Origin of the sequence: Exiguobacterium sp. s191 (assembly GCF_018618955.1) — a bacterium.
Taxonomy (GTDB): domain Bacteria; phylum Bacillota; class Bacilli; order Exiguobacteriales; family Exiguobacteriaceae; genus Exiguobacterium_A; species Exiguobacterium_A abrahamii.
Genome location: NZ_JACSNC010000005.1, coordinates 140,026 through 157,198 on the forward strand (window position 1 = coordinate 140,026; position 17,173 = coordinate 157,198).

The 17,173-nt window shown below is 38.3% G+C and carries 17 protein-coding genes and 1 pseudogene; 7 read left to right on the forward strand and 11 right to left on the reverse strand.

What is annotated here, in order from left to right:
* The first annotated feature begins 62 nt into the window (after positions 1-62).
* On the forward strand, positions 63-1,025 hold the full coding sequence (locus KNQ09_RS16250) for a DNA/RNA non-specific endonuclease (protein WP_214859061.1): 963 nt from the start codon (positions 63-65) through the stop codon (positions 1,023-1,025).
* 468 nt (positions 1,026-1,493) lie between these two features.
* On the opposite strand, the gene KNQ09_RS16255 is transcribed toward KNQ09_RS16250, so the two are convergent.
* From KNQ09_RS16255 to KNQ09_RS16270, 4 genes and pseudogenes are all read right to left on the reverse strand, one after another.
* Positions 1,494-1,751: a hypothetical protein gene (locus KNQ09_RS16255; RefSeq protein ID WP_214859062.1), complete on the reverse strand. Its 258-nt coding sequence runs from the start codon at positions 1,749-1,751 to the stop codon at positions 1,494-1,496.
* Between the two features lie 25 nt (positions 1,752-1,776).
* On the reverse strand, positions 1,777-1,983 hold the full coding sequence (locus KNQ09_RS16260; protein ID WP_214859109.1) for a DUF3006 domain-containing protein: 207 nt from the start codon (positions 1,981-1,983) through the stop codon (positions 1,777-1,779).
* Between the two features lie 14 nt (positions 1,984-1,997).
* Positions 1,998-2,845, reverse strand: a pseudogene (locus tag KNQ09_RS16265) (ComEC/Rec2 family competence protein).
* A 171-nt stretch (positions 2,846-3,016) separates the two neighbouring features.
* A complete protein-coding gene (locus KNQ09_RS16270; protein ID WP_214859063.1) occupies positions 3,017-3,898 on the reverse strand; it encodes an SDR family oxidoreductase in 882 nt (293 codons plus the stop codon).
* A gap of 125 nt (positions 3,899-4,023) precedes the next feature.
* Here KNQ09_RS16270 and KNQ09_RS16275 point away from each other — a divergent pair, with 125 nt between their 5' ends.
* Positions 4,024-4,335, forward strand: coding sequence for a winged helix-turn-helix transcriptional regulator (locus tag KNQ09_RS16275; protein ID WP_251138233.1), 312 nt, complete (start codon positions 4,024-4,026; stop codon positions 4,333-4,335).
* Between the two features lie 1,274 nt (positions 4,336-5,609).
* Here KNQ09_RS16275 and KNQ09_RS16280 read toward each other — a convergent pair.
* The 4 genes from KNQ09_RS16280 to KNQ09_RS16295 form a co-directional block, all read right to left on the reverse strand.
* Positions 5,610-6,395: a sulfite exporter TauE/SafE family protein gene (locus tag KNQ09_RS16280; protein ID WP_214859064.1), complete on the reverse strand. Its 786-nt coding sequence runs from the start codon at positions 6,393-6,395 to the stop codon at positions 5,610-5,612.
* 57 nt (positions 6,396-6,452) lie between these two features.
* On the reverse strand, positions 6,453-7,856 hold the full coding sequence (locus KNQ09_RS16285) for a glycoside hydrolase family 1 protein (protein WP_214859065.1): 1,404 nt from the start codon (positions 7,854-7,856) through the stop codon (positions 6,453-6,455).
* 11 nt (positions 7,857-7,867) lie between these two features.
* Entirely contained in the window at positions 7,868-9,751 is a 1,884-nt protein-coding gene (locus KNQ09_RS16290) for a beta-glucoside-specific PTS transporter subunit IIABC (protein ID WP_214859066.1), read from the reverse strand.
* Between the two features lie 450 nt (positions 9,752-10,201).
* On the reverse strand, positions 10,202-11,080 hold the full coding sequence (locus tag KNQ09_RS16295) for a MurR/RpiR family transcriptional regulator (RefSeq protein ID WP_214859067.1): 879 nt from the start codon (positions 11,078-11,080) through the stop codon (positions 10,202-10,204).
* Between the two features lie 836 nt (positions 11,081-11,916).
* On the opposite strand from KNQ09_RS16295, the gene KNQ09_RS17505 reads away from it, so the two are divergent.
* Both KNQ09_RS17505 and KNQ09_RS17510 read left to right on the forward strand, forming a co-directional pair.
* Positions 11,917-11,988, forward strand: coding sequence for a hypothetical protein (locus KNQ09_RS17505; RefSeq protein ID WP_251138239.1), 72 nt, complete (start codon positions 11,917-11,919; stop codon positions 11,986-11,988).
* A gap of 228 nt (positions 11,989-12,216) precedes the next feature.
* Positions 12,217-12,417: an aldo/keto reductase gene (locus KNQ09_RS17510; RefSeq protein WP_251138234.1), complete on the forward strand. Its 201-nt coding sequence runs from the start codon at positions 12,217-12,219 to the stop codon at positions 12,415-12,417.
* A gap of 265 nt (positions 12,418-12,682) precedes the next feature.
* Here KNQ09_RS17510 and KNQ09_RS16305 read toward each other — a convergent pair whose 3' ends face one another.
* The 3 genes from KNQ09_RS16305 to KNQ09_RS16315 form a co-directional block, all read right to left on the reverse strand.
* Positions 12,683-12,859 carry a hypothetical protein gene (locus tag KNQ09_RS16305; protein ID WP_214859068.1) on the reverse strand — a complete coding sequence of 59 codons (177 nt, stop codon included), beginning with the start codon at positions 12,857-12,859 and terminating at the stop codon, positions 12,683-12,685.
* A gap of 212 nt (positions 12,860-13,071) precedes the next feature.
* Positions 13,072-13,629, reverse strand: coding sequence for a GNAT family N-acetyltransferase (locus KNQ09_RS16310; RefSeq protein ID WP_214859069.1), 558 nt, complete (start codon positions 13,627-13,629; stop codon positions 13,072-13,074).
* Between the two features lie 147 nt (positions 13,630-13,776).
* Positions 13,777-14,331 carry a cysteine hydrolase family protein gene (locus KNQ09_RS16315; protein WP_214859070.1) on the reverse strand — a complete coding sequence of 185 codons (555 nt, stop codon included), beginning with the start codon at positions 14,329-14,331 and terminating at the stop codon, positions 13,777-13,779.
* A gap of 118 nt (positions 14,332-14,449) precedes the next feature.
* Between KNQ09_RS16315 and KNQ09_RS16320 the strand changes: the two genes are divergently transcribed.
* The 3 genes from KNQ09_RS16320 (at position 14,450) to KNQ09_RS16330 (ending at position 17,035) form a co-directional block, all read left to right on the forward strand.
* Positions 14,450-14,893 (forward strand): Lrp/AsnC family transcriptional regulator, encoded by a 444-nt coding sequence (locus KNQ09_RS16320; protein ID WP_214859071.1) that lies wholly within the window; start codon positions 14,450-14,452, stop codon positions 14,891-14,893.
* Between the two features lie 647 nt (positions 14,894-15,540).
* Complete coding sequence (locus KNQ09_RS16325) at positions 15,541-16,521, forward strand: DNA/RNA non-specific endonuclease (protein ID WP_214859072.1); 981 nt, start codon at positions 15,541-15,543, stop codon at positions 16,519-16,521.
* Positions 16,522-16,699: 178 nt separating this feature from the next.
* Entirely contained in the window at positions 16,700-17,035 is a 336-nt protein-coding gene (locus tag KNQ09_RS16330) for a YolD-like family protein (RefSeq protein ID WP_035413056.1), read from the forward strand.
* The last annotated feature ends 138 nt before the right edge of the window (positions 17,036-17,173 follow it).

The window sequence follows — 17,173 nt, forward strand, 5'->3', positions numbered from 1 at the left end:
ACGGTGAAGTAGCGTTATAATGAAGGACGCAATGACAGACTGAACAGTAAAGGAGTACACTCATGAAGATTTCTTACATAGCGATTCCCCTTGCCGTCCTATTGATGGCAGGATGTACAGATACGGAGACGACCTCACCTCCACCCGATCAAACGGAGCAAGTAGCGCAACAGGACGACACCACTACACAAAAGACCGATGCGAAAAAGGACGCCGATCAACAATCAGAAAAAACAGATGATACGAATCCATCAACGGAATCAAAGACGCCCCCGAAGGATTCTTTCACAGGATATAAGAAGATTTTAGTCGATGGTGGAGATCTGTCCGGTAATCGCCAGGCGAATGTCGTCGTCGACATCGGATTCGGTGACCGGAAATACTGGGCGTTCACGAATGAGCATGGTCAGCTGGTCCGCGTCATCGCGAAGAAGATCGTCCTCCAGAATGATGCGACAGAAGACGTCTCGCGTGACGGACGCTACTACTCGGATGAGGCGAAGGTGCCAGGCGTCGAACGTGCGGATCTCGATGAAGGACATATCATCGCCGACTCGCTCGGGGGCGTCTCGAACGCCTACAACATCACTCCGCAGGACAGTACATTGAATCGTCATGGTGATCAGGCGTACATGGAGGACGTCATCCGCAAGGCAGATGGCGCGACGAACTTCGAGGCGCAGATCACCTATCCGGATACGTCGACGATGATTCCATCCGCATATCAGTATACCTACACGGTCCAGGGGAATACCGTCGTCGACCGGTTCAAGAACGGTAATCCAGACGAGACAAATGCTGCACTTGGTCTGACGAAGAAAAAGGAGACGAAAAAAGAACCAACATCGAAATCAGCTCCTAATACTGCAACGACCGAAGACGTCTCGCGCGTCGATACCGACGGCAACGGTCAGGTGACGATCCAGGAGGCGAAGGATGCCGGCTTCATGATGCCAATCACCGAGAAGCATTGGCTGTACCAATATATGCGGGACAACGACCATGACGGCATGGTCGGAGAATGAATCTCTAGTACAATCAAATAGCCGAAACATAATGAGGTAGTGACGAGGTAATCGTCGCTGCCTTTTTTGTTCCCAGGAACAATCGAATTGATGAGATGTCGAAAAAGCGGATTGAAAACGAAAGAATCGAGGAACATAATAAGAACAAACGTTCTTATTATAAAAAGGAGTGATTTCGATGAGTTATGAAGTCCGTAGCATCAAGACATGGATTAGTCGTGTCTTTAGTGAAAGAAGAATTACGAAGTGGTCTTTTCGAAGGAAGTGAAGTGACACATGAGCAGTCTTCAATCTTTACGTATCTAGCCATTCATAAAGATAAACGGATTTCCACAAGTATACGAGGAATGATGGATTCCATTCAAGAACATGCAAAACGCTAGAGCATATAATAGTCTATTGATCTCATCGTAACGAAATAGTTCACCTATACTTGTGAACAGATCAATAAATCCATTCAAAAACCAGTTAGAGAAGAACCGCGTATTGATGGGGTCTATAAAGACTACGCTTGTCTTCTCCCGGAAATGGATTCATTACAGGATTTTTAGGCATATTGTATCCGCCTATCTCTCCAATTTCTTTGTCGATTCTCCAAAAGTCATCCAGTATATCGTTAGACCTATTGTTATCCATTTTAGAAAGTACTCCATCAACTACGTACTTTTGATGTTTTTTAAGCAAATTATCATATAACCAACGGCTCTCTTTAAGCATGTCATCCATTAAGCTTCTCCATCAAGTTATGTCTTTAATCTTCCCATAGTTCTTCCATCAGCTCATCGATTTCGCCCGAGAGTCGCCGCCGTTCTTGGTCATCCTTCTCGATATGACCGTATTCATCCATCCCGATGACATCGCCAGACTCCACCGTCATCGGGAAGCGAGAAATCAAGATGTCTCGCATCCCATCGTCGAACTCGACAACGACCCACTTCTCTTCAATCCGATCGATGATTCCCTTTCACTTCATCATTTCGACTTCTTGATCGTGTAGGACGATCCGTTCCCTTCGAAGACGATCGTGCCACTCTTATTCGTCCGCAGCATCGTCGTCTTTGAGCGCTTCAGGTTCGTCACGACTTCCTTCGTCGGGTGTCCATAGGCATTCTTCCCGACACTGATGACGGCATACTTCGGTTTGACATACTTAAGGAACGTCGCGCTCGTCGATGTCTTTGCACCATGATGCCCGAGCTTGAGGACGTCCGCGCGTAACGTCTTCTTCTTCACGATCATGTCCTGTTCCGACTTCAGTTCCGCGTCTCCCTTGAAGAGGAACGTGTTCTTCTTATAAGCGACATGTAAGACCGCGCTCCAGTTGTTCAGATCACTCTTCGCATAGTCTTTGACCGGTCCGACGAACTGCGCCTTCACGCCTTTTACCGGGAGCGAGACACCCGCCTTCGCCGTCTTGATCGTCAGCTTCCCGCGTTTGACCGCCAACAAGAAGTCCTTGTAGGCTTGCGTCGTATGCTTGACCTTCGGTGCATAGACGCTCTTGACCTTGAACGAGTCGAGGACTTCATCAAGCCCCCCGATGTGATCAGCATCCGGATGCGTCGAGATCAGTACCTCAATATCACCGACCTTCTGTTTCTTCAAATAAGTGACGAGTGCATCGCCCTTCCCTTTGTTGCCACCATCGATGACGATATCTTCACCACTTGGGGCATCTTGATGTAGATCGCGTCACCTTGACCGACATCGATATAGTGGACCTTGATTTTCGGTGTCGCTACCTCTGTGCCTTGTAGTGGTCCGACGAGTAATCCGACACTTGCGAGCGCCAGGCTAGCCCACATCCATTTTCGTTTCATCATTCATCTCACTATTTCTGATTCATCAGTTAACATCAGTATACAGTAAATATCCGGATAAAGTTGGACATTTTTCCCACTTCATTATTTATCTTTCCAGATCATCGATTTTGTACTTTGATGTACGAAAAAACAGACCCCATTGGATCTGTTTAATAAAGTATATTTGTGTTAATTTGTAAAGTTCTTCTCTATCCATTTTTCAACACTAGTTCCGCTATACTGGTATCTTAGTTCATTTGGCACTTCCTTCGAAACAGGGAGTAAATTGGCATATTTATTGATCCATTCATATGATAATGCTAAACCATCGGCAACATGTTCACCAAGCACTGGTATTAATCCTTCTTTAAATTGATGTACAGGAAGTTGATAAAATTGAATATTCCGATTTGTTCTGTCACTAATTTTCTGAGCAAGCTCTTCTCCTGTAAGGTCATCCGGTCCAACAATAGGTACATTCTCGTTCACAAATAATTGCCGATCGACTACAATAGCGGTGTATAATGCAGCATCCTCAATTGAAACCCAAGATATTTTCTCATCCGAAGGAACGGGATATGCAAGCACGTCATCAGACACAACACCTGGAATCATTAAATTTTCTAAATAAAGTGTAGGCATTAATACAGTATAGTCAATTCCACTTTCTTTTAATTTATTTACCATATCTATTTTAATGTCATATGCTGCAACTCCGGTATAAGAGTCTGGAACATAACCACTTGTATTAAAGATAACATGATGAACCCCAGACTTTTTTGCCGTTTCTAATACGTTGTTTATAATGATTTCATTTTGCTTTACATCATAATTTACTGGGATTAGTAAAACAATTTGTTCGACTCCTTTATTAGCTTCTAACAAACTCTCACGATTGTTTAAATCTCCTTGGTACACATAAATCCCTTTTTGTTCTAGACGGGATTTATGATTTAAATTTCTAATTACAGTTCTAACATCATGTCCCATTTCTACTAATTTTTCGGCAATAGCGCCACCTTGAATGCCAGATGCGCCATATACTAAAACTTTTTTTTTCTTCTGTGTCATTTGAGTACCTCCATATTTTGTTTAATTTCAAGTAAACTATAGGATATATAATTTACTATGAATAGTACGCACATTTTTGTTACCTATGCTTATAGAACAAGTTAATCATTTAGGAGGAAATCATTTTGACTAAAGACTACTGTGTCGAAAAATGTCCGGTTGAACAGGTAGTAAATATAATTGGTGGAAAATACAAAATAATGATTTTATATCATCTATCGCAACAATCTGTATTACGTTTCAATCAGTTGCTCCGTATTTTATCTCCCATTTCTCATCGAACGTTAGCAAGACAATTAAAGGAATTAGAAATGAGTGGGCTAGTCTTAAGGAAAGAGTTTGATGAAGTCCCTCCTAAGGTAGAATATCGATTATCGCCAACTGGAGAGTCACTTTATACTATTTTGGAGCAGTTAGAGCATTGGGGATTATCCTAAGTTGCTTAAGTCATACATTTCATCTTTAGACGCACCATATACTACTCCCCATCAAATAGATAGGTAAAAATATTATAAAATTTTAAACGGCTTAATTCCTGAATTCCAGGTGACTTAAGCCGTTTAATCGTTTTGGACTCCGTAGCTCATCATAAAATCGAATGTATGAAAATAGTAAATTCCACACTTCAGTGCTCCTAAAAAGATTCGATTGTACTATTATCGATGTATTTACCGGCATAAGACATGTTTTGTGTGATTTCTAATTCTTGAGTCGTATGATGAAAGGAATTTGACGTATAGTGAAACCAACAGCCACTAGGAAGAAAGGGAGAAAATACCCGAATCATCATCCATAGCCAGTTTAATCGTATAGAAGACGATGTGCCTGTTATTTGAGCGACTCAGTACGAATGAGCGAATTAATGCTTCATACAAATCCAGAATTACACTTAAATAAGCCTTTTTGAGACACCATATTTAAATTCTGTGATACCTGTTAACCATTTCTAATTCGATTTTTCGTATTAAATTAATGATTCAAAAGATTTTCAGCCGTTTGTCCGATTATGATTCTCATATATTTCGGTCATGTTCGACGAATGACGCAACGAATGAAAGCGATTCGTCAAACACTTTTGTAATTAATAGTTCTGTTAAATTGGTGATTTAGATTTATAAACTATTCGTTTACATCCATAGATTCTATTTACCGATTCATGAATGGATATCAGCTCTTCTATGATCATGATATTATCTTCTTCGCATACCGTCGTTACACGATTTAAACAGTTTTAATAAAAAACACAGTGGAAGGTTCAGATAGCCAAAGAGATTGTTAATTTCCTATGCAGTGACATGATATATAATGACCCTTATTGCAATGTTAGGGACTAAATCTAGTTAACTGTAATATCAGGAGCAAGTTCCCTTACGAAGAAATGCTTCACGATCACTCATCGCCCTTCTCTCTGGAGCACCATAAGCTCAGCTACAATCCGTATGCAGAGTATTTTTTATATGCAGATTAAGCATTCGCTATCGGAAACTTGTTAAAATTTATATCAATATCGAGAGACATGTATTTTTCTTATCTGAAGAAGCTTCCTTGTAATGAAAGAATATATTTAACTTTCATTTGACTACTTGACATGATAAGGGAGCTTGTCTCTTCTCCATAGGTAAAACCCGTCCAGAAAGAAAAAGCGATTTTTTACTATGTCGTTCGCTCAATTTGGAGCATGTAGTGGTTGTAAGTAGTAGGTGAGAACGCTTTAGCTCCAATACTTAAATATATTAATCAAAACCATAATCGAGAGCCCTTTCATCAAAAGCATATACATGTACTCTATCTTTTTGTTGCTTAATTTTTGATTCAAAGTGGTTCCGATATACCCGCCTGCAATAGCGATTAATATTAAAATTGGTGTGAGTTTTAAATTAAATTGCCCATAACTCCCTACAAAAATAATTGATATAATTTTTGAGATTTGCGAAAAAAACACTGTAGCAATTGAATAGATTGCTGCGTCTTTCATCCGATACCCTAGGATAATAACGAAGAGAGATATATTTAAGGGACCACCTCCAATACTTAAAAATATAGAAATGCCGCCTAAGAAAAGCCCTAATAAAAATGTTAAGGAAAGGGATGCCTTTTCCACTTTATTTTTTTTGCGACCAATTTTTGTATAAAGGATGAGAAAAATTAATACGATGAACAAGATAATGGACTGGGTTAATTGCACTTGCTGTTGATTATAACTCTGAACCACTATATTTAAGAGGTATTCCCCTAAGTACCCTCCGATTATTGATCCTAATGAAACGCCAAATAAGACTTTAGAGTTAAATTGAAAGCCTTTGCGCAGTTGTTTGTAAATGGAGACAATACACATTGTAAAAACAACAATCGTCGTGTAAAAACTTACTATTACTATCGGATCGTTACTGAATGCATCTACGAATGTTTTTAAGACGATTCCTCCGCCGATTCCCGTCAAAGCGCCTGTCACGGTAGCTATAAAGGATACAAGAATATACAATGTGTCTTCTAGCATAATATCTCCTCACTTTTTATAAAAGCCTAACAACGATAAATCGTTGTCAGGCTAGTGTTACCTTAAGCTCTCTCCGTTTGATGAAATAACTTCTTTATACCAATAGAATGATTTTTTCTTAAAACGACGGTAAGTCCCTTTTCCATAGTCATCGACATCCACATAAACGAATCCATAACGTTTGCTCATTTCTCCGTTACTTGCCGAAATCAAATCAATAGGTCCCCAAGAGGTGTAACCCATAACCGGAATTCCATCCATATCAATCGCTTTTTCAATTTCCAGTAAATGTTTTTGAAGATAATCTATTCGGTAATCATCATTTATGACTCCATCATCTTCAATTTTATCTATTGCGCCTAAGCCGTTCTCAACAATCATCAATGGTTTTTCGTATCGGTAATACAAGGTGTTTAGTGCAAATCGTAAACCTTGAGGATTGATCGGCCATCCCCATGAACTCTGTTTCAAATGTGGATTTTTGTAGCCCGTTTCTAATCCGTTCAGCCCTTTAAGGATTCCTTTCGTTTCCCGTCCACATACATGAGTTAAATAATAACTAAATGAGATAAAGTCCACTCTTCCCTCAAAAAGGATTTGCTCATCTCCTGCTTTGATAGGAAGGAAAATATTTAATCTTTCCATTTCTTTCAGCTTATATTCCGGATACTTTCCTCGAACTTGGACGTCAGCGTAAAATAGCATTTGATTTTGAAAATTTTCATTTCCTTGAATATCTTCTGGATGGCTACTGTTAGGATATGAAAAATGACCATTATACATCATACCAACCTGATTACATTCATCAATTTCATGTGCCAGCTTCACGACTTTGGCGCTTGCGATAAATTGATGAAAGGCAGCAATCATCTTTTCTTCTTCGCTAGCTGATAAAGCGATTCCCCCGGCATTCCAAGGCATAGTCGACATATTGTTGATTTCGTTAAAGGTCAACCAATGTCGAATTCGACCTTTAAAATGCTGCATGACTGTTTCCGAGTATTTCACAAACAGATCCACTACGATTCGGTTCTTCCAAAAACCATATTTTTTCAGACCGAGGGGTGTATCGAAATGCTGCAAAGTCACCAATGGGATGATATTGTATGATAAGCATAAATCGATAATTTTATCATAAAAAGCTAGACCTTTCTCATTTGGCTCTAGATCATCACCATTGGGAAAAATTCGTGACCAAGCAAATGACAAACGATATACTTTAAACCCCATCTCTGCAAATAAGGCAATATCTTCTTCATAATATTCATAGTGTTTGATTGCATGATGAGTAGGATAAAATTTCTCTGTCTCAACTTCAATAGTGATTTCTCGTAATTCACCTTGCTTTCTTATTGGCATTACGTCAGCTGTACTCAATCCTTTTCCATCAACATTGTAGGCACCTTCAATTTGAGCAGCAGAAGTTGCACCGCCCCATAAAAAATCTTTCGGAAATGGCATTTTTTCTCTCCTTAATCAATATGGATTAGACTCTGACCCATTAGAATTTCTTTCTCTGTCGTTAAGATTACGTCCGTATACTTGTTCGAATTCGTCACTAGGATAGGAGTCGTCGTATCTAAATTCTTCCCTTTGATATATTCGATATCCATTTCAAGCAGGAGATCCCCTTTCTCTACGAAATCCCCTTGCTTCACATGTGCGTTAAACCCTTTTCCCTCAAGATTGACCGTATCCAATCCACAATGAATTAAGAGTTCTACTCCATTGTTTCCAGTTATTCCAACTGCATGCTTACTCTCTAAAAATACGGAGATAGTTCCATTGAATGGAGCGTAGACGAGTCCGTCCTTTGGCACAATCGCCAGTCCTTTTCCTAACAACCCTTGCGAAAACACCTCGTCGTTTACCTGCTCTAGCGTGATTACTTGGCCATCCATCGGAGAGTCGATACTGACTGATTCTTTTGTAGTCATTTGCTCAGCTGCCTGCGGATTTACGTTTATTTCTTCTTTTTCCACAAGCAATTGTGTATCTTGATCAATTCCTAGAATAAGTTGGGCAATAAACGCACCTGCAAAAGCAATCACAACTCCAATGACTGTATAGATGAGATTCGAAAATCCATCTTCTCCAATAAAGCTTGGCAAAGCTAAGATGCCAGGCGGTACCTGTTGATAGCGACCGACGTTCATAATCCCAATGAACAAACCGCCCAAACCGCCACCAATCATAGAAGAGTATAGAGGTTTACGATAAGGAAGGTTGACACCATATAACGCTGGTTCTGTGATACCTAAAATAGCTGAGATACCTGTCGAAATGCCCAATGAACGCAACTTACGATCTTTTGTTCGAAAAGCCACAGCTAGAGCAGCTCCCCCTTGAGCAATGTTAGAAACCAACATACCAGGTCCTGCCACAGTATCGAAACCGTATTTTGCTAAAGAGTTGATACCAATTGAAATCAATGCATAATGCATGCCTGTTATGACTAATAACGGTGTAAAAGTTCCGACAATCATCGGAATTAACCAACTTGCATAGTTGTCTAACCAACGAATTCCCTCTGCTAAACCATCTCCTAAGAAGGTTCCCAATGGTCCAATAGCGATGAGTGCAACGGGAGCAACAATGAATAAAGTGATTAAAGGCGTACTAAAAATTCTAGTCACTTTTGGAACAATTTTATCGACCAGCGGTTCAATATAAGACATGAACCAAATGGTCAAAATGATTGGAATGACGGATGAACCATAATTCACTAGAGTAACTGGTAATCCAAATAAATAGATTGCATTATCTGTTTCTTTTGCGTTTGCAATCATTGTTGTAAAAGTCGGATGTAACAGTATTCCACCTATCGTAATAGAGAGATAAGGATTTGTGCCAAACTTCACTGAGGCAGAATGAGCCAATAATATCGGAAGGAAATAGAAAATCGCATCACTAATAAAATAGAGAATTTGATAAGTTTGACTGGTAATGTCAATCCATCCCAATAATACTGCGATTGCCAAAATCGCTTTTAACATCCCTGAACCAGCAAGCGCCGGAACAATAGGAACAAAGATTCCAGCTACCGTGTCCAATACTTTATTTACTAGAGACTTCTGATCTTTTTCTTCCTCAAAGGATTTTCCGTTTGAAACGTCAGCTATTTTTTGTAGCTCTTTGTACACATACTTCACATCGTTACCAACGATTATTTGGAATTGCCCTCCCTGATTAACAGCACCAATCACACCATCTATATTTTTAATTTCATCTGCATTCACTTTCTCAGAATTTATTAATGTGAATCGTAGCCTGGTAGCGCAATGAGTATAAGTTTTAATGTTCTCAGATCCACCAACAAGTTCTAAAACTTGTTGTGCTATTTTTTTGTATTCCATGACTTAACCTCCTTAATTTTGTGACTTCATTATAATTAATCGATTGATATAATAAAGCGTTTTCAAAGATATAGAAACAGTGTTGCACAAATAACGTTGAGAACGCTATCATTCGCGCAACACTGTTTCTCTTCAATGGTTTTTTCTTATCAAAACGATAATAAATAGCCTTAAACAAATCATTAAACTAGCGTTGACTTTAATTCATTGATTCGCTTTCTATCTTGTGTTGATGTTTGACTGACATGATGGTTAGTAGGCGTTTGTATAAAGTATATTCACTCGTCTTATTCGGCTTTAATGTTTGAATGGGTTGTTATTCGCACTATTTTTTCTATGTCATATATAAAAAAAGCCGAGCATTGGTCAGCTCGGTAGAAGGTTATTAGTATCTTATCGATAATTTTGACTTCAAGGGTCTAGAATCGTTTAAGAGTGCCCTGTAATTATTTAATCATTCAACAGTGGGTTGTCAGAATACCGATACTTTTGATAACTTTTAGAAATCTTGTTCTTTTGCTCCCATCTATTTTGATAATCTCTAGCAAAAGTCCCTGCAAATAAAATGTCTAATAGATACATTACAGATAAATCACTGCTAAACGTCCCTGAATTACTAATCAATTTTTCTCTTGTGGAGATATTAAGAACAACATCAGCAAATTTCGATAAGGTATTCCCTCCAATAGATGTTAATGCTATAATCGGTAACTCTTTTCTTTTAAAATCTTCTAATATACGAATAATACTATTTGTTTCTCCTGAATAAGAAATCATAATGATACATTCGTTCTTTTTAGAGTAGCTTATATTAAAAAAAGCCAAATCAAATCGTTGCACTACTTCGACATGTTTGCCTATCTCTATCATTTTATTCTTAAAATTGTTTGCAGAATTAATATGATTGCCTACAGAATAAATATATATCCGTTCGCTCTGATCAATTATTTGTATAGCATCTGCCATACCTTCTTCATTTTGAAGTGATAAAGTATCAGCTACAGTTTCAGTGTATAACTGTCCGATTTTATTAACTATCGACCATACGTTATCTTTACTACTAAATGGGTGATTGGGGTCAATACCTTTAAAGTGAGATTGTAAATAATCATACTCTGCTAAATACGCTACTTTAAAATCTTCATATCCTTTATACCCAATTTTTTTACAAAATCTCGTGACGGTTGAGGGAGCAACATACATGATTTCGGATAACTTTCTTCCACTGATTTTTTTCAAACTGTCGGGCTCTCTTAAAAAATAGTTAGCAATGGTCTTTTCAATATCGCTCATTTCTGATTGATTTGTTAATTTTTCATATATAAGCATTTTTTTCCACCAATCTGATGATATCTATCGAATTTGTTTAATTGATAACATGTTATTGATTCTATCGAGTTGTATTTTTCAAAAAAGTAGTACTTGGCGATAACGGACTTAGAGAAAAAATTAGCCATTTATTCAATTTCTTTTGAAAAAAGAGATCGAAAAAACGCCTACGAAGATTACTATATTAGATTCTGTAATAAGTAAAGAAGGAGACTCCCTCCAAAATTATGTCGTTAAATAAATAATACTCTCAATAAGCCAGTGAACACATTAGTCCAAAATGAGCATGGTTCTATGATAGTTAATATTATTGTATCAACGTCTTTTAAAGTTACTAAAGTTGCAAATAACGGAAATGTTTAATTATACGATGTTCAAGTCTCGGATTCACAAGCAGATGGTAAAATAAGAAACAATGTAAAAGGTATTGATTGGTCTATTTCTCAAGAAGTCTGTATCATAGATATGAGTCATATCTTTTCATATAATACTTTCTCTCTGAAAAAATCTATTAACGAGCTATGAATGCTGGAATTCTTATTGTAGCAGCAATGGAAGTACTATAGATTTGTCAACAGGTTATTCTGCCCAATATCAAAATGTAATTTAAATATCAGCAATTCATAAAAATAGGTCAATACATCCTTACGCAAGAAAAGTGAAAGTGGATTTTTTTGCTCCCGGAGTAGATGTAACTATATTAAATGTAAACGGTAAACTAAAATTACAATTAGGCACTGCTCAAAGATTGATTCTAGCCTTCGTCTTCTAAGAACAGATTATATCGATTTTATCAAATCCACCGCTGGGATTATGATACTCCAATCGAAGAAACAATGGAGGCACTTCACGATATAGTCAAGTCTGGAAAAGTACGATATCTCAGTGCTTCTTCTATACATACCTGACAATTTCAAAAAGCGAATCATGTAGCAACACAACACGGCTGGACACCATTCATTAGTATGCAAAACTATTTGAATTTATTTTATCGAGAAGAAGAACGTGAAATGTTACCGTAATGCCAAAACGAAACGATTAATATGATTCCTTGGAGCCCATTAGCACGTGGTCGATTAACAAGAGACTGAGAAGAGGTTAGTACGTGTCCTGAAAATGATGCGTTTGCTAATCATTTGTATAATGCAACCGAAGCAACCGACCGTCAAGTCGTGGCCGTTGTCAAACAGATTGCAGAAGAACGTGACGTTTCTCATGCCCAAATTGCTTTGGCATGGTTTTTACAAAAACACCCCCTCTCAGCACCGATAATCGAAGCCACTAAAGTGCATCACTTAACGGATGCCGTTTCTGCTTTAATATCGAATTATCGATAACAGAAATTAAATGGTTGAATGATTGTTATATTTCACATGAATTAGGAGGATTCTCTTAAAGTAAATAACGATTAGTTACATTTGACTTAAAAAGAGGTCCATAATTACATTTCAAAATTAATAAATTATAACACTAAGAAGCCTTATTACTTTAACAAAAATAACAAGGATTATTAAATTTTTAAAACTAAATTTCTAAATGAATAAATTCTCAGATTGGTACAGTATTCGTATTTGAAGATATTTTTTCTTAGTAAATCAATATTTAAATGAATTGATACAAAAAAACAGACCTCACTAGGTCTGTTTGATAAAGTGTCTCTGCATAAAGTCGGTCAATCGATTGACATCGATGGACCATGTCACGTGCTCGATCGAATCGAAACTGGGCATCAATTAATGTCACTTTATCTGGTATCTTTTTTCCCTTTGCTTGCTCCATGACCTCAAACACTTATAGTACGCTCATATACTCCACCCCTAACCCTTTTGTTTATCACAGCATAAAATGAAATGAGAAGTCCGTTCAAATCATGTTAAATGAGATAAGTTCTAGAGTTAAATAAGGTATGAAACAAAAAAACATTCTATACCAAAGTATTTTCGCAAAAAAAGAAATGAGTGAATTAAATTACTGGCTCATAAAAGTTGTTTTTAATTCTCTTCTTTTATGATACGCGGTCGAAAAGCAAACAATAACAGAATTCCATAAAATTTTTTTATCAATTGTTGAAATTCCTTTTTCTCCACCTTTTTTCCATTCAACAAGACTTCATATTGCGTCCAACGATCTTTATAGACGAGTCCAGAGTTTCTATAACCGTTTCGTTGATAAAACTTTTTTCGTATCACTCGTTGCTCGTAGTTCTCAGCATCCTTTGTAACGGTTTCGATATTGAGTAATATCCGATTAAGCGGATAATGTACTTTAATCATGGATAAGATGTGACTTCCATATCCTTTAGAACGGGCACTCTCAGCAATCGCTAGATACAAAATATAAGTGACGTTCTGATGTGTGACGAGACAGGTAAAACCAATGAAGACTCCTGCATCATAAATTGACCAAAAATCTACATAACTTTTATTAGCTTTTTTCAATAACGTTTTCATTGCTAATCGCTCATGGATTGGAAAAGCCTCTTCATACAATGCTTCGACTTTGACAAAGTCACGATGATTGTTATTCACTTGTTCTATAGTTAAATCCATCTTTTTCTCTCCTTATTTCCTTTAGCACCAGCATTCCACTACGTGAATTTGGTCATCTTAAACAATTGAATTGCTTTATAAAACTACAAAAAGATAGAGACTTGGGAGCAACCAAGTCCTATCTTTCTATTCATCGTTCATTCATGATCAGTTTGATTTTTGTAAAAAGTGTTCAGTTGACATCACGTCTGCGTACATGCCATGTAAAGCACCTACGAACGAATAGTGAACCTGTTCAGCTGGAACAATCTTATCCTCATATGATAAATCTCTCGTCGCGCAAGCATCTTCGATCAAGGTAGTTTCATACCCTAGATCGACGGCTGCACGAACGGTTGCATCAATACACATATGTGTCATCATACCGACCACAACTAACTTAATGATTTGCTTCTTCGCTAATTGCTCTCCTAATTCTGTTTGAAGGAAACTATTTGCGAACTGCTTGATAACGAGCGTTTCATTTTCTAACGGTTGGACGAGCTCGTGGATTTCAACGCCTTCCGTATCTGGAAGAAAGAATCCCATGTCCGGACTGCTGGCTACATGTTGCACGTGGAAAATGTTTTCCTTATTGTTTTTTCTAAACCAATCTAAGATTTTAGCGGCATTCTTTGCTGCTTGATCGGGATTAACAAGCTCCATTTTTCCATTTGCAAAGTAATCTTTTTGAATATCTACAATAATTAAAGCTGTATCCATATCTTCACCTCATTTATAATTTTCCTTACACATTAATCATAAAGAGAGACTCAATATTAATCGATAAGCTGATGAATCGTTTCTGCTTCATATCATTTCACCATGAAAGGAATTTAACATGGAACTCAATAATATCGACTATCAAATTCTTCAGATTCTATCAGAAAACTCAAGGATTCAATGGAAAGACCTTGGAAAACAGATTCATATGACGGGTCAGGCGGTCGGCAACCGGATAAAAAAGTTGGAGGATCAAGGTATTATTCAATCCTATTCTTTAATCATTGATGAACTTAAGTTAGGCTTTTCTTACACAGCTTTCGTCATCATTTATATGAAAACATCTAATCATGAACAGTTCATTCGTTTTTTGAACGGATGTCCAGAAGTGTTGGAAGCACATCGTGTATCCGGTGAGGGATGCTATCACTTAAAAATAAAAGTTACTTCGCAAGAACAATTGAATGGATTGTTAAACTCCATTCTTGAGCATGGCAATTACACGCTTTACCTCTCGATAAATGAAATTAAGAGACGCCTCTCCCCGTTTGATCATGTCTAATGTGCTTCGTTCTGCGCCATATAAAAAACTCGTGTTAAATTAATTCCTTAAAATGAATGACATGAAAGATATCAAAAAGGCTAAGGTTCTTAGATACTAAAGAACCTTAGCCTTTTTTGTCTTATTTCTTTTCGCTGACACGATAACCCATATAGTCAGAAGTCCGTTAACTGTTCTGATTCAATTCGCCCCACCTGCACATTTCTTGGATGATTGGCCAAAGTGTTCTGCCTCTCTCATTGATGGCGATAATACCGATTATTAGCGTTATATTACTTATTGCTATTTGGAAGAAAAAAGATCAAGTTTCTAAAATGATGTTAACTTTTGTTGCTGTAATTTCATTAATATTGCTTATTTCTTCTCTAGTTCTTATGCTTTTCACTTTAGTAATCGGATACAATTCTTAATAATAATCTTAAAAATTCTCATTATAGGAGCTTATTTAAGAGCATTTCTAACATTAGATTTTAAGACTCGGGATTTCTCTACCGGAGTCTTTTTTACTGTAATACAAATTTTCTATTTTTATTTCTACATTTCTAAAATTTTATACGAATCTTTTCTAGTCATATTCTTCTAGATATCCCTATAAAAATATGGATTTATTTTCATTAATTAGATTTTTTCGAAGGAGCAAATATACCATGCATTTTTCATATATAACGATTCCACTCGCCGTCCTATTGATGACAGGCTGCACGGATACGGAAAAGACCTCGCCTACAGAGCAAGCGACGCAGCAGGACGATGCGACTTCAAAAGAAGTAACTACAAACAAAGATGCGAATCAGAGTACGGAACAGACAGCAGATGTTACAAAGGATAAACCAACGAAGGAGACAACGTCCTCAACGAAGTCAACTACTACACCAGCAAGTGGCGCCTTAAAAGGATACAAAAAGATTGAGATTTATGGTGGAGACCTGTCCGGTAGTCGTCAGGCGAACGTCGTCGTCGACATCGGATTCGGTGACCGGAAGTACTGGGCGTTCACGAATGAGCACGGTCAGCTGGTCCGCGTCATCGCGAAGAAGATCGTCCTCCAGGATGATGCGATGGAAGACGTCACGCGTGACGGACGCTACTACTCTGACGAGGCGAAAGTGTCTGGCGTCGAACGTCCGGATCTCGATGAAGGACATATCATCGCTGACTCACTCGGGGGCGTCTCGAACGCCTACAACATCACTCCGCAGGACAGTACATTGAATCGTCATGGTGATCAGGCGTACATGGAGGACGTCATCCGCAAGGCAGGTGGCGCGACAAACTTCGAGGCGCAGATCACCTATCCGGATACGTCGACGATGATTCCATCCGCGTATCAGTATACCTACACGGTCCAGGGGAATACCGTCGTCGACCGGTTCAAGAACGGTAATCCAGACGAGACAAATGCTGCACTTGGTCTGACGAAGAAAAAGGAGACGAAAAAAGAACCGTCAGCGAAGTCCTCTGCCGAGACCACAGCGACCGAAGACGTCTCGCGCGTCGATACCGACGGCAACGGTCAGGTGACGATCCAGGAGGCGAAGGATGCCGGCTTCATGATGCCAATCACCGAGAAGCATTGGCTGTACCAATATATGCGGGACAACGACCATGACGGCATGGTCGGAGAATGAATCTCTAGTCCAATCAAATAGCCGAAACATAATGAGGTAGTGACGAGGTAATCGTCGCTGCCTTTTTTGTTCCCAGGAACAATTGAATTGATGAGATGTCGAAAAAGCGGATTGAAAACGAAAGAATCGAGGAACATAATAAGAACAAACGTTCTTATTATAAAAAGGAGTGATTTCGATGAGTTATGAAGATCGGGGCAATAAGAAATGGATTCCGTTCCTGATGCCTGAACATAAAGGATTGCTGAAACGCTATTACCAGGAGGTCCATCATTTCAAGTTCGAGGATACGGAGGGACCAATCGACGGAACGATCGAGAACGCGTTGAACGACGCCATCTTCAGCGGAGACATCGTCACGGTGACGGCGATGAATGGTCCCTTGACGCACCGTTTCGATGCCTTCGTCGAGAAGCTCGACTATGTGCAGGAGGAAGTCCACCTCGTCAAACGAAATCTCGATATCGAAATCGTTCCGTTCAAGCAAATATTAAGCGTTACTCTAACGGAGTGAAGAAAAAATCATTGTCAAAATAAGGACGAATGACTATGTTTAGTTCAATTTGAACATGATCTAATCTACTTTTGACATCACATAGTACTTATTCATGATATTCAGCAGCGGATTTTTATCTTGCAGAAAATGTTCATT